General features: G+C 67.8%; 22 protein-coding genes. 9 read left to right on the top strand and 13 right to left on the bottom strand.

Features of this window, described 5'->3' with window-relative positions; translation table 11 throughout:
* Nucleotides 1-79 precede the first annotated feature (79 nt).
* The 11 genes from xylB to AC3A6B_RS06185 form a co-directional block, all read right to left on the bottom strand.
* Entirely contained in the window at nucleotides 80-1,540 is a 1,461-nt protein-coding gene (xylB, locus tag AC3A6B_RS06235) for a xylulokinase (protein WP_487835889.1), read from the bottom strand.
* Nucleotides 1,541-1,550: 10 nt separating this feature from the next.
* Nucleotides 1,551-2,489 carry an AraC family transcriptional regulator gene (locus AC3A6B_RS06230; protein ID WP_487835888.1) on the bottom strand — a complete coding sequence of 313 codons (939 nt, stop codon included), beginning with the start codon at nucleotides 2,487-2,489 and terminating at the stop codon, nucleotides 1,551-1,553.
* Between the two features lie 13 nt (nucleotides 2,490-2,502).
* On the bottom strand, nucleotides 2,503-3,291 hold the full coding sequence (locus tag AC3A6B_RS06225; protein ID WP_487835887.1) for an L-iditol 2-dehydrogenase: 789 nt from the start codon (nucleotides 3,289-3,291) through the stop codon (nucleotides 2,503-2,505).
* Nucleotides 3,288-4,706: a D-arabinitol 4-dehydrogenase gene (gene dalD, locus AC3A6B_RS06220; protein WP_487835886.1), complete on the bottom strand. Its 1,419-nt coding sequence runs from the start codon at nucleotides 4,704-4,706 to the stop codon at nucleotides 3,288-3,290. The genes AC3A6B_RS06225 and dalD overlap by 4 nt, the downstream gene beginning before the upstream one ends.
* A 13-nt stretch (nucleotides 4,707-4,719) precedes the next feature.
* Entirely contained in the window at nucleotides 4,720-5,751 is a 1,032-nt protein-coding gene (locus tag AC3A6B_RS06215; protein ID WP_487835885.1) for an ABC transporter ATP-binding protein, read from the bottom strand.
* A 16-nt stretch (nucleotides 5,752-5,767) separates the two neighbouring features.
* Nucleotides 5,768-6,589 carry a carbohydrate ABC transporter permease gene (locus AC3A6B_RS06210; protein WP_487835884.1) on the bottom strand — a complete coding sequence of 274 codons (822 nt, stop codon included), beginning with the start codon at nucleotides 6,587-6,589 and terminating at the stop codon, nucleotides 5,768-5,770.
* Between the two features lie 10 nt (nucleotides 6,590-6,599).
* Nucleotides 6,600-7,457 (bottom strand): carbohydrate ABC transporter permease, encoded by an 858-nt coding sequence (locus AC3A6B_RS06205; RefSeq protein WP_487835883.1) that lies wholly within the window; start codon nucleotides 7,455-7,457, stop codon nucleotides 6,600-6,602.
* Nucleotides 7,458-7,519: 62 nt separating this feature from the next.
* A complete protein-coding gene (locus tag AC3A6B_RS06200) occupies nucleotides 7,520-8,827 on the bottom strand; it encodes an ABC transporter substrate-binding protein (protein ID WP_487835882.1) in 1,308 nt (435 codons plus the stop codon).
* Nucleotides 8,828-8,986: 159 nt separating this feature from the next.
* A complete protein-coding gene (locus AC3A6B_RS06195; protein WP_487835881.1) occupies nucleotides 8,987-9,235 on the bottom strand; it encodes a hypothetical protein in 249 nt (82 codons plus the stop codon).
* Nucleotides 9,236-9,297: 62 nt separating this feature from the next.
* Nucleotides 9,298-9,534, bottom strand: coding sequence for a hypothetical protein (locus AC3A6B_RS06190; protein WP_487835880.1), 237 nt, complete (start codon nucleotides 9,532-9,534; stop codon nucleotides 9,298-9,300).
* A 29-nt stretch (nucleotides 9,535-9,563) separates the two neighbouring features.
* On the bottom strand, nucleotides 9,564-9,740 hold the full coding sequence (locus AC3A6B_RS06185; protein WP_093108804.1) for a DUF3606 domain-containing protein: 177 nt from the start codon (nucleotides 9,738-9,740) through the stop codon (nucleotides 9,564-9,566).
* Nucleotides 9,741-10,004: 264 nt separating this feature from the next.
* On the opposite strand from AC3A6B_RS06185, the gene AC3A6B_RS06180 reads away from it, so the two are divergent.
* Complete coding sequence (locus AC3A6B_RS06180; RefSeq protein WP_487835879.1) at nucleotides 10,005-10,355, top strand: hypothetical protein; 351 nt, start codon at nucleotides 10,005-10,007, stop codon at nucleotides 10,353-10,355.
* A gap of 18 nt (nucleotides 10,356-10,373) precedes the next feature.
* On the opposite strand, the gene AC3A6B_RS06175 is transcribed toward AC3A6B_RS06180, so the two are convergent.
* Both AC3A6B_RS06175 and AC3A6B_RS06170 read right to left on the bottom strand, forming a co-directional pair.
* Nucleotides 10,374-10,565 carry a hypothetical protein gene (locus tag AC3A6B_RS06175; RefSeq protein WP_487835878.1) on the bottom strand — a complete coding sequence of 64 codons (192 nt, stop codon included), beginning with the start codon at nucleotides 10,563-10,565 and terminating at the stop codon, nucleotides 10,374-10,376.
* Between the two features lie 90 nt (nucleotides 10,566-10,655).
* Nucleotides 10,656-11,345, bottom strand: coding sequence for a GntR family transcriptional regulator (locus AC3A6B_RS06170; RefSeq protein ID WP_487835877.1), 690 nt, complete (start codon nucleotides 11,343-11,345; stop codon nucleotides 10,656-10,658).
* A 138-nt stretch (nucleotides 11,346-11,483) separates the two neighbouring features.
* Between AC3A6B_RS06170 and AC3A6B_RS06165 the strand changes: the two genes are divergently transcribed.
* The 8 genes from AC3A6B_RS06165 to AC3A6B_RS06130 all read left to right on the top strand — a co-directional run bounded on the left by AC3A6B_RS06165 (nucleotide 11,484) and on the right by AC3A6B_RS06130 (nucleotide 19,467).
* Nucleotides 11,484-12,899, top strand: coding sequence for an FAD-binding oxidoreductase (locus AC3A6B_RS06165; RefSeq protein ID WP_487835876.1), 1,416 nt, complete (start codon nucleotides 11,484-11,486; stop codon nucleotides 12,897-12,899).
* A gap of 2 nt (nucleotides 12,900-12,901) precedes the next feature.
* Nucleotides 12,902-13,447, top strand: coding sequence for a TRAP transporter small permease (locus AC3A6B_RS06160; RefSeq protein ID WP_487835875.1), 546 nt, complete (start codon nucleotides 12,902-12,904; stop codon nucleotides 13,445-13,447).
* Nucleotides 13,444-14,721 carry a TRAP transporter large permease gene (locus tag AC3A6B_RS06155; RefSeq protein WP_487835874.1) on the top strand — a complete coding sequence of 426 codons (1,278 nt, stop codon included), beginning with the start codon at nucleotides 13,444-13,446 and terminating at the stop codon, nucleotides 14,719-14,721. The genes AC3A6B_RS06160 and AC3A6B_RS06155 overlap by 4 nt, the downstream gene beginning before the upstream one ends.
* A gap of 26 nt (nucleotides 14,722-14,747) precedes the next feature.
* The gene (locus tag AC3A6B_RS06150; RefSeq protein WP_487835873.1) at nucleotides 14,748-15,767 is read left to right on the top strand and encodes a TRAP transporter substrate-binding protein; all 1,020 of its coding nucleotides are present in this window, start codon (nucleotides 14,748-14,750) and stop codon (nucleotides 15,765-15,767) included.
* A 16-nt stretch (nucleotides 15,768-15,783) separates the two neighbouring features.
* On the top strand, nucleotides 15,784-16,563 hold the full coding sequence (locus AC3A6B_RS06145; protein WP_487835872.1) for an SDR family oxidoreductase: 780 nt from the start codon (nucleotides 15,784-15,786) through the stop codon (nucleotides 16,561-16,563).
* Complete coding sequence (locus AC3A6B_RS06140) at nucleotides 16,560-17,360, top strand: SDR family NAD(P)-dependent oxidoreductase (protein WP_487835871.1); 801 nt, start codon at nucleotides 16,560-16,562, stop codon at nucleotides 17,358-17,360. The genes AC3A6B_RS06145 and AC3A6B_RS06140 overlap by 4 nt, the downstream gene beginning before the upstream one ends.
* A 271-nt stretch (nucleotides 17,361-17,631) precedes the next feature.
* Entirely contained in the window at nucleotides 17,632-18,501 is an 870-nt protein-coding gene (locus AC3A6B_RS06135) for an isocitrate lyase/PEP mutase family protein (protein WP_487835870.1), read from the top strand.
* Nucleotides 18,502-18,549: 48 nt separating this feature from the next.
* Nucleotides 18,550-19,467: a dihydrodipicolinate synthase family protein gene (locus tag AC3A6B_RS06130; RefSeq protein WP_487835869.1), complete on the top strand. Its 918-nt coding sequence runs from the start codon at nucleotides 18,550-18,552 to the stop codon at nucleotides 19,465-19,467.
* Nucleotides 19,468-19,673: the final 206 nt, after the last annotated feature.

Raw genomic sequence — 19,673 nt, 5'->3', positions numbered from 1 at the left:
GGTAACTGTTGCGGCGCCATCGGCCAATCCGCCGAAGGTCGCATCATGGCCTGTCCAGGCGGCATAGGTCGGTCGTCGATCAGTCGCCGGCGAAGCAGGCGCGCAAGCCTGCATACAACGCCTTGAAGCGTGCATGCCGCGCGGCACGGACGTCGGTCTTCGTTCCGGCCGGCTCGAAGCGCTGCCGAACCAACGGTGGCAGGCACACCCGGGCTTGCGTGCCGCCGTCCGCCAGCCATGCGAGCCGGGCCGCGCCGAGCGCACCGCCGGCTTCGCTGCCTTCGCACACTGCAAGGGGCAGCTCGAGGATGTCGGCCAGCAGCTGGGCCCACCAGGTGCTGCGGGCGCCGCCGCCGACCAGCACCAGATCGCCGGCCGGCCTGGCCAGCGTGTCCAGCCCGTCGCGCAGGCCGAAGCTCACGCCCTCCACCACCGCGTAGGCGATGTCGGCCGGCCCGTGCGCATGCGTCAGGCCGAAGAGCACGCCTTGCGCATGGGCATCGTTGTGCGGCGAACGTTCGCCGGAGAGGTAGGGCAGGAACAAGGGTGCACGGCGGCGCGCTTCGCCGTCGAGCGTGGCAGCCGCGGCGAGCAGCGCCGCCTCGTTGCCGAGGCCGAAGCTGCGCGCGGCCCAGCTGACGGCACTGGAGGCCGAGAGCATCACCGACATCTGGTGCCAGCGCCCGGGCAGCGCATGGCAGAAGGCATGCACGGCGGCCTCGGGCTTCGGCTCGAAGCGCTCGCCGCAGACGAAGATCACGCCCGAGGTGCCGAGCGAGACGAAGCCTTGGCCGGCATCGACCAGGCCCATGCCGACCGCGCTGGCTGCGTTGTCGCCGCCGCCGCCGGCGATCGGGACCTCGGATGCCAGGCCCCAGCGTTGTGCGAGCTCGGGCTTGAGCCGCCCCGCGGCGGCACTGCCTTCCACCAACTGCGGCATCTGCGCGCGCGTGAGGCCGCAGGCGGCGAGCAGTTCGTCGGACCAGTCGCGCGCCGCCACGTCCAGCCACAGCGTGCCCGAGGCGTCCGACATGTCGCTCGCGAGTTCGCCGCTCAGCCTGTAGCGCAACCAGTCCTTGGGCAGCAGCACGCAGGCGATGCGCGCGAAGAGCGCGGGCTCGTATTCCTGCATCCACAGCAGCTTGGGGGCGGTGAAGCCCGGCATGGCGAGGTTGCCGGCGACCGCGGCGAGGCGGGGCACGCCTGCCGTCAATGCCTCGCACTGGGCCGCACTGCGGCCGTCGTTCCAGAGGATGGCGGGGCGCAGCACCTGGCCTAGCGCATCCATCGTCACGGCGCCATGCATCTGGCCCGACAGGCCGATCGCACGCACGGACGACAGGGCGGCAGCGTGATGGTGCTGCAGTTCGGCCATGACGGCTTCCAGCGCCTCCCACCACTGCGAAGGCGCTTGCTCCGACCAGAGCGGCGCCGGCCGATCGACCGTGAGCGGGGCTCTCGCCAGCGCGACGATGCGGTGATCGTCGGCCAGCAGCAGCGCCTTCAGCTCGGAGGTGCCGAGATCGAGTCCGAGGTACAAGGGCTGTTCCTCAGGTCCCGCCGCCGAAGCGGTGGTCGCTCTGGCGCCGGAATTCGGTCGGCGTCATGCCCTTGATTTCCAGGAAGCGGCGGTTGAAGTTGGCGACGTTGTTGAAGCCGACCTGGTAGCAGATGTCGGTCACGTAGTGGTCGGTCTGCATCAGCAGGTGGCAAGCGCTGTTGATGCGCACGCGGTTCACGAAATCGGTGAAGCTGTTGCCGGTCGAGCGCTTGAAGAAGCGGCTGAAGCGGCTTTCGCTCATGCCGAGCTCGGCGGCGATATCGGCCATCACGATCGGCTCGGCCAGGTTGGCGGTGATGCGGTTGACGATGACGTTGATCTGGTCGACCTCGACATCGCCTTCCACGCCCTGCATCTGGACGTTGGAGAGCAGGCGGTAGTCGGTGCACTGGGCGAGGTCGGCCAGGTAGTTGCAGAAGAGGGCGAAGCGGCGCAGGCCGCGCGCCGCCTTGACTGCGTCCCAGTGCGCCAGAGCGCGTTCCGCGAAGCCGAAGAATTCAATGCCGTGGCGGGCGCGTTCGAGCAACTGAAGCACCTCGCGCAGCTCCGGAATTTCCACGGCCGCGCGTTCGATCGGCTCATGCCGGAACTGGATCACGCGGTCGCGCCCGGCGGCGCCGCCCGCCGGCACATCGAGCGAGATCCAGTTGTGCGGCAGCCGCGGCCCGCACAGCACCAGGTGGCCGGGCTCGAAGGGCCCGATCCAGTCGCCGACGAAGGCCTTGCCCGAGGTCTCGGTGATCAGGTGCAGCTCGTATTCTTCGTGGAAATGCCAGCGCACCAGCGGGCTCGGAAAGCCGTGCGCCAGGCAGCGCACCAGGCCGGTCTCTTCGGGCGCCTCGTAGCCGAGCGAGGGCGAGCGCGTGATGTCGCGCTCGAGCTCGGGCTCCCTGTGGCGGGGCAGGTGGCGGTGGCGCACCGATGTCATGGCCGTGTCCTCGTCAGCTCATGACATTACCACCGTCGACATTGAGCGTCTGCGCCGTGATGTACCGCGCCTCGTCGCTGGCCAGGAACACGGCGGCGCCGGCAATGTCGCCCGGCGTGCCCATGCGGCCGAGCGGCACCTCGAGGCCGACCTGGCGCTTCTTCTCGCCGGGCTGGCGCCCCTCGTACTTCGCGAACAGCGCATCCACATGGCCCCACATCGGCGTGTCGACCACGCCGGGCGCGATGGCATTGACGCGGATGCCGTGCGATGCCATCGCGAGCGCTGCGCTCTGCGTGTAGCTGATGACGGCGGCCTTGGTCGCGCAGTAGTGCGAGACCAGCGCTTCGCCGCGTCGGCCTGCCTGCGAGGCCATGTTGATGACGGAAGCACCTGCCGTGCCGGCATCGACCATGTGCTGCAGCACGCGCTGCATCACGAAGAACATGCCCTTCACGTTGACCGCGAACAGGTGGTCGAAGGAGGCCTCGTCGCTCTCCAGCAGCGGCGCCATGTCGAAGACGGCGGCGTTGTTGACCAGGGTGTGGACCGGCCCGTTTGCGGCTTGCGCCGCATCGAGCAGGTGCTCGACCGCGTGCGTGTCGGTCACGTCCGCCGGCAGGTAGATCACGCTGGTCGAATGGGTCCGCTGGAGCAGTGCCGCGCCGTCGGAAGGCGCGGACGAGCGGTCGACCAGCGTGCAGCAAGCGCCCTCGGCCAAGCAAGCCTCGGCGATCGCCAGGCCGATGCCGCCGCCGGCGCCGGTCACCAGCACGTGGCGTTGTGAGAGTCGGCCCGTCATGGCTTTGCTCCTTCGATGAGGGTTCGCACGCGTGCGCCGGCCTCGCGCACCGCCTGCGTGAGGCGCATGTCGCCGGCGATATCGCCCCAGAGCCCGGCATCGGCGCAGAGCGCTGCAACCGGATCGACCGCATCGCAGATCGCGTGGGCGGTGGCCTCGTCCATGCCCTGGTCCTGGTACGTGTAGGGCAGGGTGCCCTGATGCCAGCGCCGCAGAAAAGCCAGGAACAAGGCCGGCAGCATCGCGACGCTCGCGATGCTGCCGCCCTGCGCCAGCTGCTCGCGCACGGTCGGCGCGATGAAGCCGGGGATCTTCGAGAAGCCGTCCATCGCCACGCGCTGGTTGGTGTCTCGGATGGCCGGGTTGCCGAAGCGCTCGAGCACGAGGTCGCGATAGGCCGGCAGGTCGACCGGGCTCGGGCGTCCGGGTGCGTTCAGGCAGGGGATGACGTCGTCCGTCACATAGTCGAAGGCCATCTGGCGGATGGCCGGTGTGTGCGTTCCTTCGTGGATGTACTGCAGCCCGGCCAGCGTTCCGGCCCAGGCAATGCAGCTGTGGCTCGCATTGAGGATCCGGATCTTGGCCTCTTCGTAGGGCAGCACCGAATCGACCAACTGCACGCCGACGCGCGCCCAGTCGGGCCGCCCGTTCGCGAAGTCGTCCTCGATCACCCACTGGATGAAGCTCTCGCCCGTGACCGGTGCGGCGTCGTCCCAGCCGGTCGCGGCCAGCACGCGTTCGCGCAGCTCGGGCGGCGGCCGCGGCGTGATGCGGTCGACCATCGCGTTGGGGCAGGTCGTGTGCGTGCGCACCCAGCCGAGCAGATCCTGCTCGCCGGCCTGCTCGATGAATTCCAGCAGCCCGTTGCGAAAACGCTCACCGTTGTGGCGCAGGTTGTCGCAGTTGAGCAGCGTCACCGGCCCTGCGCCCGCCGCGCGGCGCGCACGCAGGATCGCGCAGACCGAGCCGTAGATCGTGCTGCCGGCTTCGCCGCGCTTCGCGCGTGTGAGGTCATCGGCGAGTTCGGTGGACGTGAAATCGAGCCGGTCCTCAGGATCGAGGTAGTAGCCCGCTTCGGTCACGGTGAAGGAGATCACGCGCGTGCGCGCTTCGGCGCCGCGCGCGATCACCGTGCCGAGCGCCGGGTCGTAGTCCAGCACCGCGCGGATCGACTCGATGCACTGGTAGCGGTACTCGCCCGCGGGCGACACCGTCTCCAGCGTGTAGCGTCCGTTCTGAGCGCGCAGGGCGGCGAGCACCTCGGCCATGTCGGGCCGCAGGTTGGCGCCGGCGATGGACCAGCGCGTGTCGCCGGCGTCGATCAGCTGCTGCAGGTAGACCGCCTGGTGTGCGCGATGGAAGGAGCCGAGCCCGAGGTGCAGCACCACGAATTCGGATGGAGTGGAAGATGGCATGGCGCGATGGAACTCAGGCGGCAACGGTGCGGCCTTCACGGTTGAAGAAATGCAGCACCGAGGGGTCGAGCTCGACGCTCACCACGTCGCCGGGCTGCAGCTGCGTGCGATCGTTCTGCCGCGCGACCAGCGGTACCCCGCCGACTTCGACGTGGATCAGCGTGTCGGCGCCGAGGGCCTCGATCAGCTCGACCTTGCCCGGCGCGCCGGCGCCGTGGTCGCGGTGCACGCGCAGGCCCTCCGGCCGCACGCCGAGGAAGCCGTCGCTCGGCAGCCGCCCGCCCGTCTGCGCCGAGAAGCTCGGGATCGCGCGCGCATCCACCATGTTCATCGAAGGCATGCCGATGAATTGCGCCACGAACTGGTTGGCCGGGCGGTCGTAGAGCTCCATCGGCGTGCCGACCTGCTCGATCAGGCCGTCGCGCAGCACCACCACGCGGTCCGCCAGCGTCATGGCCTCGACCTGGTCGTGCGTGACGTAGATGCTGGTGGCGCCCAGCGCGCGATGCAGCTTGTGAATCTCGACGCGCGTGTTGCCGCGCAGTGCCGCATCGAGGTTGGAGAGCGGTTCGTCGAACAGGAACACCTTGGGCGCCCGCACGATGGCGCGCCCGATCGCCACCCGCTGCCGCTGGCCGCCGGAGAGCTCCTTCGGCGTGCGCGTGAGGTACTGCGTGAGGTTGAGCGTCTTGGCCGCGTGGTCGACCTTGGTCTTGATCGTGTCCTTGGCCACGTTCGCGAGCTTGAGCGCGAAGGACATGTTGTCGTACACGCTCATGTGCGGATAGAGCGCGTAGCTTTGGAACACCATCGCCAGGTCGCGCTTGCCCGAGGGGATGTGCGTGATGTCCTTGCCGTCGAGCATCAGCTGGCCGCTGGTGATGGGTTCGAGTCCGGCGATCAGCCGCAGCAGCGTCGACTTGCCGCAGCCGGAGGGACCGACGAAGACGATGAACTCGCCCTTGTCGATTTCCAGGTTCACGCCCTTGATGATGTGGGCGTCGCCGAAGCTTTTCTGGATGTTGTCGAGTTGGAGGTATGCCATGGGATGTCTCCGTTCCTTACTTGACGGCGCCGAAGGTCAGGCCCTGCACCAGTTGCTTTTGGCAGAACCAGCCGAAGACCACGATCGGCGCGATGGCCATCAGCGAAGCGGCCGAGAGCTTGGCCCAGAAGAGGCCCTCGGGGCTCGAATAGGAGGCGATGAGCACGGCGAGCGTGCCGGCCTTGGCGGAACTGAGGTTGAGCGCCCAGAACGCTTCGTTCCAGCTCAGCACCAGGCAAAGCAGTCCTGTGGAGGCGAGGCCGCCGACCGAGAGCGGCATCACCACGTGGCGAAACTCGGTCCAGAGGTTGGCGCCGTCCATGCGTGCGGCCTCGAGGATCTCGTGCGGGATGTCCTTGTAGCTGCTGTAGAGCATCCAGACCATGATCGGCAGGTTGGACAGCGTGAAGACGATCGTGAGCGCCGTCAGCGAATCCAGCAGCCCGGCGGTCTGCGCGATCACGTAGATCGGCACCAGTGCGCCCACGGCCGGCATCATCTTGGTCGACAGCATCCACATCAGGATGTCGCGCGTGCGCTTGGTGCGGAAGAAGGCCATCGAGTAGGCGGCCGGCGCGGCGATCAGGAGGCCGATGATGGTGGAGCCGAGGCTGGTGATCAGCGAGTTGCGGGCGAACAGCACGTAGTCGCTGCGCCGCTGCACCTCCTCGAAGTTGGCGAGCGTGGGCTCGAACACGAAAAGCGGCGGCACGGCGATGGCCTGCAGCTCGGTCTTGAATGCGGTCAGCACCAGCCAGCCCAGCGGGAAGAACAGCAGCAGCGTGACCATCCACGCACCGGCGGCGCGCAAGGAAGTGAACAGGAAAGTGGATTGCATGCCGTGGCCCTCAATCGAGGCTCTTGCCGATGATGCGGATCAGGAAAGCCGCCACGATGTTGGCCAGCACCACCGCGAAGAGCGCACCCGCCGAAGCCACGCCGACGTCGAAGTTCATCAGCGACTGCTTGAAGATCAGGTAGGTGAGGTTGGTGCTCTCGTTGCCCGGGCCGCCGTTGGTCGTGATGGCGATCTCGGCGAAGACCGAGAGCAGGAAGATCATCTCGATCATGATCACCACCGCCATGGGCCGCGCCAGGTGGGGCAGGATGAGATAGTAGAAGCGCTGGAACGCGCCGGCGCCGTCCATGCGGGCCGCTTCCATCTGCTCGCGGTCGAGCGACTGCAGCGAAGTGATGAAGATCAGGCAGGCGAAGGGCAGCCACTGCCAGGCCACCATGATGATCACCGACAGCAGCGGCACGTCGGTCATCCAGTCGACGGGCTCGGCGCCGAAGGCGCGCCACACGTCGGCCAGCACGCCGTAGATCGGATTCATCATCATGTGCTTCCACAGCAGTGCATTAACTGCCGGCATGACGAAGAAGGGCGAGATCAGCAGCACGCGCACGATGCCGCGGCCCGGGAACGGCTCGTTCACCAGCATCGCCAGCAACACGCCGCAGACGACGGTGATCACGACCACGCTGCCGATCAGGTTCAGGGTGTTCGCAACGGAGGCCCAGAAGTCCGGGTCGGTGACGAAGTAGTGGAAGTTTTCCAGGCCCGCGAACGGATGGTCGCCGGGCTGCATCAGGTTGTAGGTGACGAACGAGAAGTAGATCGTCATCGCCAGCGGCACGATCATCCAGAGAATGAGCGTGACCACGGCCGGCGCCATCAGCGCCCGGGGGAGGAGTCGGTTCATGTCGGCGGTGCGGGCAGCGGCAACGACGAAGGCCGGGCGCTGCGCGCCCGGCCTTCAGGCGTTCACTTGTAGTACCCGCCCTTTTTCATCTCGCGTTCGGCTGCCGTCTGCGAGGTCTTGAGCGCCTGGTCGACCGTGACCTTGCCCGACAGTGCCGCGCTCATCTGCTGGCCCACCGCCACGCCGATGGCCTGGAACTCGGGGATGGCCGCGTACTGCACGCCGGCGTAGGGAGACTTCGGCAGCGTGCTGTCGGTCAGATTGGCCGTGTCGATGGCCTTCTTCTCGGACTCGGCGAATCTGGCCACCTTCTGGAACTCGGGATTCGCATAGGTCGACTTGCGCGTGCCCGTGGGCACGGTGGCCCAGCCGTGTTCCTTGGCCACCAGCTTGATGTAGTCCTTGGAGGTGGCCCACTTGACGAAGGTCTGCGCCGCTTCGGACTTGGTCGAGCTGGCGGGAATCGCGAGGTTCCACGACCACAGCCAGTTCGCACCCTTGGGCGTGACCGCGACCGGCGCCTGCGCGAAGGCCACCTTGTCGGCCACCTTCGACTGCTTCGGGTCGCTGATGAAGGACGCGGCGATGGTTGCGTCCACCCACATGCCGCACTTGCCTTCGTTGAAGAGTGCAAGGTTCTCGTTGAAGCTGTTGGCCGAGGCGCCGGGCGGGCCGTAGGCCTTCATGATGTCGACGTAGAAGGTGATCGCGTCCTTCCACGGCTTGGTGTCGATCTGCGGCTTCCAGCTCATGTCGAACCACTGGCCGCCGTTGGTGTTGACCAGGGTCGTGAGGAAGGCCATGTTGTCGCCCCACCCCGGCTTGCCGCGCAGGCACATGCCGTAGACGCCGGCCTTCGGGTCGTGGATCTTGCCCGCCAGTTCCTTGACCTGTGTCCAGGTCGGCTGCTCCGGCATCTTGAAGCCGACCTTGTCGGCCAGATCCTTGCGGTACATGAGCATCGAGCTCTCGCCGTAGAAGGGCGCGGCGTAGAGCTTCCCCTGGTAGGACAGGCCGTCGCGGATGGCCGGCAGCAAGTCGTCGACGTCGTAGGCCGCATCGGTCGTGATCGGCTGAAGCCAACCCTTCTTCGACCAGATCGGCGCTTCATAGAGGCCGATGGTCATGACGTCGAACTGGCCGCCCTTGGTCGCGATGTCGGTCGTGACGCGCTGGCGCAGGGTGCCTTCTTCGAGCGTGACCCACTTGAGCTTGATCTCGGGATACGCCTTCTCGAACGCAGGCGTGAGCTTCTGCATCTCGATCATGTGGCCGTTGTTCACGGTGGCGATGACCAGTTCGGTCGCGGCGTGGGCGAGGCCGGCACCCGCGAGCGCGAGCACCAGGCCCGCCTTCAGAAAACGCTTCATGTGATGTCTCCTTGTGGTCGGCGACGAGGCGATCGCCGTGCCCGGATTCTGGAGACTCTTGCTTGCGGAATTGGTACTCGCGAAGCCGATTTCGATACTTGGATGCACCGATTGCTCAGTGACTTCCCTAATTTCGGCAAATAGGGATGGGTGCGGCGTTCAAGCGGGTGCCAAAGGATCGACGATGCCCTCGGCGGATCCCTGGAGGGCCTTCTTCCCCTTGGGGGTGATGGCCAGCACCTGCGCCGGCTTGTGGCTCTCGCCGCATGGCAGCGTTTCGGCGGGCGGAATGAAGGCGCTGACGAGTTCGGCGGCGCGCAGCACGCGCAGCTTGTCGATTTCAGCCGGTGCGTAGACCGTGTAGGGCAGCTTCTGGCCTGCGATGTGCCGAAGAAGTTCCATCGGCATGGGGTCTCCTTTCGGGGAACGGCACCGTCAATTTTGCGCAATCGGACGAGCCGCGCAAGCTCTCATGACACCTCGGTCGTCGTTCGACTGTCGGCCCACTTCATGGCTTGCTGCTCCGCGTGTCGCAGCGCTTCCGCCTCGGTTCTGCAAAGGTCGGTGTCGCCGAGCAGGACGACCATTTTTTCGCTCGGCCATCCCAGCTGGCGGATGAGCACCGGTCGAAACTGCGCAGGTTTCTCCTTCTCCGCGGTACAGAGAAAGTGGTACCCCCGATAGACGAACACGACGCTCCTTGCCATGGTGCGCTCCGCGGCGGATTTCCCACGTCTTACTTCCCGAGATAGTTGCGCACCGCCTGCGCCGACGTGCCTGCAGCGGCGACGGCCGCCCGGAGCTGGGCCTCGGTGACTCCCAGTTCCTTGGTCCAGTACCGAAGCTCGTGGGTCTCGTTGACGTTCACGCGCGACCGGTCCTGCGGGCCGCGATTGCTCAAGTCATCTGCCATTTGCGCGTCTCCTGAGTCTGCATGTGGCCCCAGTGTCGCGCGGCGTGTGCCGGCGAGCGCCGGACGTGGCCGCGATCAAGTGCGGGAATCCGGCTGACATCCGGCGCGGCCGGAACAGTTCAAACTCGCGCCCTCTGGACGGCAGGACGGAATGCACATCGAGTGCCTTTATTTGAGGCAAAAGAAGGCGCTGAACACGGTAGTGAGACACCATCGTGCCTGTCCGATCGCAACACGCAATCGCTACAAAGGATCTGTACCACCATGGCTCTGCCGAACATTGCGCGAGTACGTAAAACTGCCTCATACAAGCCGATGGCTTTCCGGCCGGCGCACGCGCCGCGGCCGTTTCGCCGCGGCGACCTGGCGCTGGTTCTGGGCGGCGATTCGTCGCTCGTTGGGCAGATGGTGGTTGTTTGCATGTCCGACCGCGGCAACGACAGCCGCGACGCGGAAATCGCCGTCCGGTTCACCCGCGGCAGCAGCGCTCACGTGCGCGCGAGCAGCCTTCAGCTGATCGCTGCGGTGGACGCGCACGAGTACGGACCGGCTTGCGACGATCTTCTCAGCTTCATCGCCAGCTGCGGGCCCATGGGCCTGGCTGATTCACAGTAACGGCGGCCTGCCGGGGCCTCAGCCCGGACGAGGCGAGGATCTCAAGTCTCGAAGCGCGGCTGCCTCCAGGTGCTCGCGCGCCCAAGTCGCCATCGATTTGCGGGCGGTCGCGGCGGCCTCGGCGAACAGCGCTTTTTCACGAGGGCTCACTCGCACCTGGAGCATCGCGAAATTCCGCCGTTCGGACGCAGTGTTGGTAGTGTTCTTCATTGGCGCAAGCATGGCCAATCGCCCGCCTCGATCTGTAGGAGGCAGCCGTCGGCAACGCGCGGCCATCTTCCATGATACGGACGTGCCTCATCATGCAGCGCGCGACTTGAGGCTGGCGACGTAGCTGTTGCGCGTGCCGGTGACGTGGGCGCGCATCAGTGCCTCGAAGGCGGCAAAGTCCCCGGCGCGAAACAGCGCCAGCAACTTCGAGTGCTGTTCGAAGCCGGCAGCGTGCAGCACGTCCGCCGGCGCCGACAGGTGTGTACGCAGCGCCGCGATCTTGGTCGCGGCGGTGGCGTAGGCGGCCTGCATGTACGGGTTGCCGCAGTGCTCGAAGAAGGCTTCGTGCAAGCGCGTGTCGGCCCGGCCGTAACGCACCGCGTCGCGCGCGCTGCGCGCCTCTTCCATCTCGTTGATCGCAGCCTGCAGCGCCGCAGCCGTGGCCTCGCGCTCATTCCGATAGGCGAGCTCGGCGGCGCGCGGCTCCAGCAGGCAGCGGAATTCGCAGATCGCGGCAATATCGGCCTCGCTGGGCTCGAACACGTAGCTGCCGCGCTGCGGCCGGATCACCACCAGGCCCGCCAGCTGCAATTGGTTCAGCGCTTCGCGCACCGGCGTTCGGCTCACGCCGAAGGAGCTTGCCAGCGACTCCTCCGGGATCATCTCTCCCAGTCCGAACTCGCCGTCGATGATGGCCTCGCGCAGGCGTTGCGCCACTTGTGTCGCGAGCGATTTGGGCGCTTCGATCTTGAATCGGTTGGGGGAGGAGGAGGGGGGCACAGGGCTTGGGGCTGATGAGTCGGAGGGCACGCAAGGGCTTATAGCCGACCTGCGCGGACGGTGAAAGCTCGTGGAAGTACTAATGCTCTAGTGCCTTACATACAAGATGATGATCTGGTCGCTCCAGCCGAGGAATCCATGTCGTCCATTGCCCCCGTCGCCGTCCCGCCGAGCCTCCTGGCGCTGCGCGAGCAACTCGGCGCTTCCACCGTGCTCATCGGCGACGAGGTGCCGCAGCGCAACCGCAACGACTGGAGCACTCAGCCGCCGACGCGACCGCTGGCGATGGTGCGGCCGACGGATGCGGCGGGCGTCTCGGCCGCGCTGATCGCCTGCCGCGAAGCCGGCGTGCCGGTGGTGCCGCAGGGCGGCCTGACCGGCCTGTGCGGCGGCGCCCGGCCGGAAGACGGGTGGGTCGCGCTGTCGCTGGAGCGCATGGTGGGCGTCGAGGAGATCGACCCCGCGAGCGCCACCATGACGGTGTGGGCCGGCACGCCGCTCGAGCTGGTGCAGCGCGCGGCAGCCGAAGCGGGCTTCTATTTCGCGCTCGACCTCGGCGCGCGCGGCTCCTGCGCCATCGGCGGCAACCTGTCGACCAACGCCGGCGGCAACCGCGTGATCCGCTACGGCATGGCGCGCGAGCTGGTGCTCGGCCTGGAGGTGGTGCTGCCCGACGGCACGGTGATGACCAGCCTCAACAAGATGCTGAAGAACAACGCCGGCTATGACCTCAAGCACCTGTTCATCGGCAGCGAGGGCACGCTGGGCATCATCACCCGCATCGTGCTGCGGCTGCACCCGCAGCCGGGCTGCACGTTGTCGGCGCTGTGCGCCTTGCCCGACTACGACGGCGTGGTGCACCTGCTGGGCGCGGCGCGCGGCGGACTGGGGCCGCTGCTCTCGGCCTTCGAGGTCATGTGGCCCGACTATTGGCAAGTGGTGACCGAGCGGGTGGGCGTGCGCGATCCGCTGACCGGCGGCGCACCGCACGGGCACTATGTGCTGGTCGAGGCCCAGGGCACCGACGAGGCGATCGACGGCCCGCGTTTTCAACACTGGCTCGAGCGCCTGATGGAGGAGGGCGTACTGGCCGACGCGGCGGTGGCGCAGTCGATGGCCGACACGCAGTCGTTCTGGGCGCTGCGCGATGCCTGCGCAGAGTTCTTCCCCACCCTGGGCCCGCACGTCTCCTACGACGTCGGCCTGGCGGTGAAGTCGATGGACGCCTACGTGCGTGCCTGCAAGGGGGCGCTGGCCGCGCGCATCCCCGGCTGCGAGAGCGTCTATTACGGGCACATCGGCGACGGCAACCTGCACCTGGTGGCGTGGGTTCGCGGCCTGTCGATCGAGCAGCAGCCCAAGGATGCGATGGACGAGGTGATCTACGGCCTGGTGCGCGAGTTCGGTGGCACGGTGTCCGCCGAGCATGGCATCGGCACGGCGAAGAAGCGCTGGCTCGGCCATGCGCGCAGCCCCGAGGAGATCGCGCTGATGAAGACGCTGAAGGCGGCCCTCGACCCCGCGGGCCTGCTCAACCCCGGCAAGGTGGTGTGAGCATGGGCCGCGTCTGGGTCGACCGCCTGTTCCAGGGCATCGAGGCGGTGCTTGCGGCCTTGCTGCTGGGCATGGTGCTGATGGTGTTCGGCAACGTGGTGCTGCGCTACGCGTTCAACTCCGGCATCCAGGTGTCCGAGGAGCTGTCGCGCTTCTTCTTCGTCTGGCTCACCTTCATCGGCGCCATCGTCGCGATGCGCGACGGCGCCCACCTGGGCATGGACGGCTTCGTCGGCCGCCTGTCGCGGCGCGGGAAGCTGGCCTGCCTCGCCGCCAGCCAGACGATCGTGCTGGTCTGCTGCGCGATGCTGTTCTGGGGTACCTGGCAACAGCACGAGGTCAACGCCACCACCAGGGCGCCGGTCACCGAGATCTCGATGATCTGGGTCTTCGGCGTCGGCTACCTGACCAGCCTGGCGATCGGCGCCCACGCGCTGCACGCGCTGTGGCGCATCGCCACCGGCCGATTGCGCGACGACGAACTGGTGCAGGTCACGGAGAGCGAGGAGGTGCCGCACGACGCAGTTCACCCGGGAGCCCGGCCATGACGATCGCCGTCTTCACCATCTCGCTGCTCGGCGCCATGATGCTGGGCGCGCCGATCGCCTTCGCGCTGCTGATCTGCGGCGGCGCGTTGATGGTCGCGCAGGGCCAGATCGACACCACCATCCTGTCGCAGAAGCTGGTGGAAGGCGCGGACAGCTTTCCGCTGCTGGCGATCCCCTTCTTCATCCTGGCCGGCGAACTGATGAACGCCGGCGGCATCTCGCGGCGCATCGTCAACTTCGCGCTGGCCTGGGTCGGCCACCTGCGCGGCGGCCTCGGGCTGGTGGCGATCTTCGCCTCGGTGGTGATGGCGGCGATCTCCGGCAGCGCCGCCGCCGACGCCGCAGCTATCGGGGCGATGCTGATTCCGATGATGCGCCAGGCCGGCTACGACGTGCCGCGCTCGGCCGGGCTGATCGCCGCCGGCGGCGTGATCGCGCCGGTGATCCCGCCGTCGATCGGACTGATTGTGTTCGGCGTCATCGCCAACGTGTCGATCGGCAAGCTGTTCCTCGCCGGCATCGTGCCGGGGCTGATGATGGGGCTTTCGCTGGTCATCGCCTGGCAGTGGGTAGCGCGGCGCGACAAGGTGGCGGTGCAGCCGCGCCAGTCGATGGCCGCGCGCGGCCGCGCCGCGGTCGACGGCATCTGGGCGCTGCTGATGCCGCTGGGGATCATCGGGGGGCTCAAGTTCGGCATCTTCACGCCCACCGAAGCCGGCGTGGCCGCCTGCGTCTACGCCTTCGTGCTCGGCGCCTTCGTCTACCGCGAGTTGGGCGTGCGCCAGTGCTACGGCCTGCTGGTGGCAGCCGCGAAGAGCACCGCCGTGGTGGTGTTCCTGATCGCGGCGGCGCTGGTGTCGGCCTGGCTGATCACCACCTCCGAGGTGCCGGCGCAGGTGGCCGCCATGCTCGAGCCCTTCATGAGCAACAAGATCCTCCTGATGCTGGTGATCATGGTCATCGTGGTGATCGTCGGCACCGCGCTCGACTTCGCGCCCACGCTGATGATCCTCACGCCCGTGCTGATGCCGGTGGTCAAGCAGGCGGGCATCGATCCCGTGTACTTCGGCGTGCTGTTCATCATGAACAACGCCATCGGCCTGATCACGCCGCCGGTGGGCATCGTGCTCAACGTGATGTGCGGCGTGGCCAAGATTTCCATGCGGGACCTGATGCGCGGCCTGTGGCCCTTCCTCTGGGCCGAACTCATCGTGCTGCTGCTGCTGGTGCTGTTCCCGGCGCTGGTGCTGGTGCCGCTCAAGTGGCTGAGCTGATTTTTCACACATCAAGGAGACATACGATGACGATCCGTTTTTCCCGCCTTTCCCGATTCGTTGCCATGGCCTTGGCCGCCGGTGTTGCAGCCGGGGCCGCGCAGGCCCAGTTCAAGGAGCGCAACTTCCGCGTCTCCAACGGCGTGAGCAAGGAGCACCCGATGGGCAACGGCCTCGCCAAGATGGGCGCCTGCACGCTCGAGAAGAGCGGCGGCAAGATGAAGATCCAGCCCTTCTGGGACGGCGCATTGGGCAACGACCTCACCGGCACGCAGAGCGTGCGCACGGGCTCGCTCGAGATGGTGATCACCTCGACCGCGCCGGTGGTTTCGATCGTGCCGGAGCTGGGCGTCTTCGATCTGCCTTTCCTCTTCAACACGTCCAGCGAGGCCGACAAGCTGCTCGACGGCAAGGTCGGCGACTGGTTCGCCGCCAAGCTGCCGGCGGTCGGCCTGGTCAACCTCGCCTGGTGGGAGAACGGCTTTCGCCACACGACCAATTCGAAGCGGCCGATCAACAAGATCGAGGATTTCGACGGCGTGAAGATGCGCGTGATGCAGAACACCATCTTCCTCGACACCTTCAAGACCCTGGGCAGCAACGCGGTGCCGATGGCCTTCACCGAGGTCTACTCGGCGCTCGAGACCAAGACGGTGGATGGCCAGGAGAACCCGTTCACCAACATCGAGAACATGAAGTTCTACGAGGTGCAAAAGTACCTCACGCTGACCAAGCACGCGTACAGCCCGACGCTGGTGCTGTTCTCCCGCAAGATCTGGGACACGCTCTCGCCGCAGGAGCAGACCACGCTCCGCGACTGCGCGCTGCAAGGCCGCGACGAGCAGCGCCGCGCCAACCGCGCGATGGAAGCGCGCAGCGTGGACAACCTCAAGGCGAAGGGCATGGCGGTCAACGAGATCGCGCCCGCCGAGATGCAGCGCATCCGCGAGCGCTCGAGCGTGATCTACCAGCGCCACGCCAAGGCCATCGGCGACGAGGCGATCACCATGGTCACCGCCGAGCTCAAGCGCATCCGCGGCAACTGAGGCGAAGGATCCGACGATGAGTCTTGAAGCAAAGGTCGCCTGGGTCACGGGCGGCGGCAGCGGCATCGGGCTAGCCGGTGCGATCGAACTGGCCCGGGCCGGTTGCCGGGTCGTCATCTCCGGGCGCGATGCGCCCAAGCTCGATGCGGCCATCGAGTCCGCCGAGCGCCTGGGCGCGCCGTCCGGCGCCATCACCGCCGCGCCGCTGGACGTGGCGGACGCCGCGGCCGTTGCCGCGGTGGCGCGGACGATCGAGGCCGAACTCGGCCGCATCGATGTCCTCGTCAACAGCGCCGGCATCAATTTTCCCAAGCGCTACTGGTGCGAAACCGACGCGCCCACCTTCGAACAGGTGGTTGCCGTCAACCTGAACGGCGCCACCTACTGCACGCTGGCCGTGGCCAAGGGCATGCGCGCGCGCCGCGAGGGCACGGTGATCAACGTCGCCTCTTTCGCGGGCTGGCACTACGAATACCTGACCGGGCCGGCCTACACCGCCAGCAAGGCCGCGCTGATGGCGCTCACGCATTCCTTCAACATCGAGGAGTGCGTCAACGGCCTGCGTGCGACCGCACTGTGCCCGGGCGAGGTCGCCACCCCGATCCTGAAAAAGCGGCCGGTCGAGCCGACCGAGGCCGAGAAGGCGCGGATGCTGCAGGAGGCGGACCTGGGCCGAACGATCCGCTTCATCGCCGAGATGCCGCCGCACGTGTGCATCAACGAGCTGGTGATCTCGCCTGTGTGGAACCGCACCTACGTCGCCGGCGAAGCGCTGAAGCGCAGGGCGGCGCCGTGACGCAGGCCGCGAGCGGCGGGCCGGTGGTGGCCGTCACCGGAGCCGGGCAGGGCATCGGCCGTGCGCTGGCGCGGGCCTTCGCCCGGCAGGGCGCGCGGGTGGTGGTTTCCGATATCGACGTCGGCTCCTGCGCGGACGCTGCTGGCGAACTGCAGGCGCTCGGCGTGCCGGCCGACGTGACGCGCGCCGAGGATTGCGCGACGCTGGTCGGGCGCACGGTCGAGGCATTCGGCCGCCTCGACGTGATGGTCTGCAACGCCGGCATCATGCAGCTCAAGCCGCTGCTCGAGCTGGAGGCGAGCGACTGGGACCGCATGCTCGGCGTCAACGTGAAGGGCACATTCCTTACGCTGCAGGCGGCGGCGCGGCAGATGCTGGTGCAGCCGCCGCTGGGCGAGGGAAGGCCGCGCGGCAAGATCTTGCTGATGGCATCGATCGCCGGCCGCAGCGGCGCCGGCCCGATCGCGGCGGTGATCCCGCACTACCGCGCCAGCAAGGCGGCGGTGATCAGCCTCGGCCAGTCGGCGGCCATGGCCTTCGCGCCGCAGATCACCGTCAACGCGATCTGCCCCGGGCTGGTAGAGAGCGACATGTGGCAGCGCATGGACCGCGACTGGACCGCGCTGCAGGGCGTGCCCCGGGGCCAGGCGTGGCAGCAGCGCGTGGCCGCCGTGCCCATGGGCCGGGCGCAGACGCCGGATGACGTGGCCGACCTGGCGATGTTCCTCGCCTCGCCGGCGGCCGACTACATGACGGGGCAGTCGATCAATATCGACGGCGGCCTGATGATGAGCTAGAGGGCCTGTTAACCCATGAATCCCCCCCGCGTGGGGCCCCACAGAGGGCCCAATCTAGGCGCCAAGCGGAACTGGGTTGCACACCCAGTGAGCATTGGCAACGACGAGTGGGCCCTCTGTGGGGCCTCACCCGGAGGGCCGGGGCGGCAAGGGGCGCATGGCGTCGTTGCGGTCCTTGCCCAGGCGGCCAGCCTGGGCTGCGGCCCGCGCCTAGCCCTGCACCCCTTGCCGCCCCGGCGCGGGGGTGATTCACGGGTTAACAGGCCCTAGCATGACCCCCCATCCCGCACTGTCGCTGAAGGCGCTGCTCGCCACCGGTTCCATCGTCCAGGCGCCGGGCGCCTACGACGCGCTGAGCGCACGGCAGATCGAGCGCGCCGGCTTCCCCGCGATCTACATGACAGGCTTCGGTGCCACCGCGTCGCGGCTGGGCCAGCCCGACATCGGCCTCTCGACCCAGACCGAGATGACCGGCCACGCGCGCGACATGGTGCGCGCCGTCGGCGTGCCGGTGATCGCCGATGCCGACACCGGCTACGGCGGGCCGTCGAACATCGAGCGCACGGTGCGCGAGTACGTCCAGTCCGGCGTCGCCGCCATCCACCTCGAGGACCAGGTGGCGCCGAAGCGCTGCGGCCAGATGGCCGGCATTCGCCTGATCGATGCGCGCGAGAACGAGCGCCGGTTGCGCTGCGCGATCGCCGCACGCGGCGACGATCCGATGCTGGTCATCGGGCGCACCGACGCGCTGCCCGCCGCCGGCATCGACGAGGCGCTGGCGCGCGCCCGGCGCTGGCAGGACGCGGGCGTCGACCTCGTCTTCGTCGACGGCATCAAGAAGATCGCCGAGGTGGAGGCGGTGGCGCGGCAGCTGTCCGGGCCGAAGATCGTCTCCATCGTCGACGGCAACGAGACCACGGCGTTGAGCGCGTCCGATCTGCAGGCCATGGGCTTCGCCGTGGTGCTGTACGCCGTGACTGCGCTCTTCAGTGCCGCGCTGGCCGTCGAGCAGGCGCTCGCCAGGCTGCGGCAGGACGGCACGCCGCGCGACGTGCCCTCGCTCGCCTATGCCGAGTTCACCCGCATCGTTGGCCTGCCGGCCCACCAGCGGCTCGACGAGCAGTTCGGCGCCGAAACCTGAAACCCATTTCTTCCCTGGCTTGTCTCTTCCCCATTTGAAAGTCCCGACGTGAACATCGCCTCTCCCGTTCCCTACACCGGCATCTGGCCCGCGCTGCTGACCCCGCTCGATGCGAAGCTCGACATCGACATCCCGCGCTTTGCTTCGCACGCGCTGCGCCTGCTCGATGCCGGCTGCACCGGCGTCACGCCCTTCGGCACCACCGGCGAGGGGCCATCCTTCAGCGTGGCGGAGCGCATGAATGCGCTGGCCGGCCTGGTGGCGCGGGGCGTACCGGCGGGGCGCATCCTGGCCTCCACCAGCTGCGCCGCACTGCCGGATGCGCTGGCGCTGACCCGGCACGCCGTCGAGCTGGGTGCCTACGGCTGCCTGCTGCTGCCGCCCTTCTTCCTGAAGGGCGTGTCCGACCAGGGCGTGATCGATGCCTACCGCTGGATCATCGACGGCGTCGGCGATGCGCGGCTGCGCGTCGTGCTGTATCACATCCCGCAGGTGTCGGGCGTGGGGCTCAGCCACCACGTGATCCGCACGCTGAAGACGCTCTACCCCGACACGATCGTGGGTCTCAAGGACAGCGGCTGCCGGCGCGAGGATTCGCTGGCCTACGCCGAGGCCTTCATGCCGCCGATGCAGGTGTGGGTGGGCAACGAGCCCGATCTCCAGACCCTGGCCGCACGCGGCAGCGTCGGCGCCGTCAGCGGCATCGCCAACGTCATGCCGCGCCTCGTGCAACGGCTGGTGAAGGGCTCCGGCGAGCCGGCGGCCGATCAGCAACGCGTGCTGGCGCTGCTCCAGATCCTCGGCGGCTACGGGCTGACGGCGGCCTTCAAGGGTGTGATGGCGCTGCAGGACGACGCGCCGGGCTGGATGCGCGTGCGCCCGCCGCTGGTGGCGCTGGATGCATCCGAATACGAGCGGCTGGCGGCGCAGCTGCGCGCCTTCGGCATCGACCGCGAGCGAGACTGAGCACATGGCTGCCAGCGCCGTCTGCATCGCGAGGTGGAACGCCGACCTCGTGGCGCGCGTTCCGCGCCCGCTGGCGCGGTGAGAGGCCGCGGAGCAATCGACGGCATGCCTCGGCTGCACGAAGCGGATGCGCTTCTGGTCGCCCGCACCGCTTAGAGCGCTTCGGGTTCCGGCAAATGAAAAAGCCCGCTATCAATCTGATAGCG

It is taken from the genome of Variovorax sp. Soil_C_33 (assembly GCF_057656935.1).
This window is presented reverse-complemented; position numbering and strand designations above follow the sequence as displayed.

Bases quoted from the DNA above. Each gene is read 5' to 3' on its own strand.
- AC3A6B_RS06230 (WP_487835888.1), bottom strand. From the start codon at position 2,489: ATGACATCGGTGCGCCACCGCCACCTGCCCCGCCACAGGGAGCCCGAG.
- AC3A6B_RS06225 (WP_487835887.1), bottom strand. From the start codon at position 3,291: ATGACGGGCCGACTCTCACAACGCCACGTGCTGGTGACCGGCGCCGGC.
- dalD (WP_487835886.1), bottom strand. From the start codon at position 4,706: ATGCCATCTTCCACTCCATCCGAATTCGTGGTGCTGCACCTCGGGCTC.
- AC3A6B_RS06215 (WP_487835885.1), bottom strand. From the start codon at position 5,751: ATGGCATACCTCCAACTCGACAACATCCAGAAAAGCTTCGGCGACGCC.
- AC3A6B_RS06210 (WP_487835884.1), bottom strand. From the start codon at position 6,589: ATGCAATCCACTTTCCTGTTCACTTCCTTGCGCGCCGCCGGTGCGTGG.
- AC3A6B_RS06205 (WP_487835883.1), bottom strand. From the start codon at position 7,457: ATGAACCGACTCCTCCCCCGGGCGCTGATGGCGCCGGCCGTGGTCACG.
- AC3A6B_RS06200 (WP_487835882.1), bottom strand. From the start codon at position 8,827: ATGAAGCGTTTTCTGAAGGCGGGCCTGGTGCTCGCGCTCGCGGGTGCC.
- AC3A6B_RS06195 (WP_487835881.1), bottom strand. From the start codon at position 9,235: ATGCCGATGGAACTTCTTCGGCACATCGCAGGCCAGAAGCTGCCCTAC.
- AC3A6B_RS06190 (WP_487835880.1), bottom strand. From the start codon at position 9,534: ATGGCAAGGAGCGTCGTGTTCGTCTATCGGGGGTACCACTTTCTCTGT.
- AC3A6B_RS06185 (WP_093108804.1), bottom strand. From the start codon at position 9,740: ATGGCAGATGACTTGAGCAATCGCGGCCCGCAGGACCGGTCGCGCGTG.
- AC3A6B_RS06180 (WP_487835879.1), top strand. From the start codon at position 10,005: ATGGCTCTGCCGAACATTGCGCGAGTACGTAAAACTGCCTCATACAAG.
- AC3A6B_RS06175 (WP_487835878.1), bottom strand. From the start codon at position 10,565: ATGAAGAACACTACCAACACTGCGTCCGAACGGCGGAATTTCGCGATG.
- AC3A6B_RS06165 (WP_487835876.1), top strand. From the start codon at position 11,484: ATGTCGTCCATTGCCCCCGTCGCCGTCCCGCCGAGCCTCCTGGCGCTG.
- AC3A6B_RS06160 (WP_487835875.1), top strand. From the start codon at position 12,902: ATGGGCCGCGTCTGGGTCGACCGCCTGTTCCAGGGCATCGAGGCGGTG.
- AC3A6B_RS06155 (WP_487835874.1), top strand. From the start codon at position 13,444: ATGACGATCGCCGTCTTCACCATCTCGCTGCTCGGCGCCATGATGCTG.
- AC3A6B_RS06150 (WP_487835873.1), top strand. From the start codon at position 14,748: ATGACGATCCGTTTTTCCCGCCTTTCCCGATTCGTTGCCATGGCCTTG.
- AC3A6B_RS06145 (WP_487835872.1), top strand. From the start codon at position 15,784: ATGAGTCTTGAAGCAAAGGTCGCCTGGGTCACGGGCGGCGGCAGCGGC.
- AC3A6B_RS06135 (WP_487835870.1), top strand. From the start codon at position 17,632: ATGACCCCCCATCCCGCACTGTCGCTGAAGGCGCTGCTCGCCACCGGT.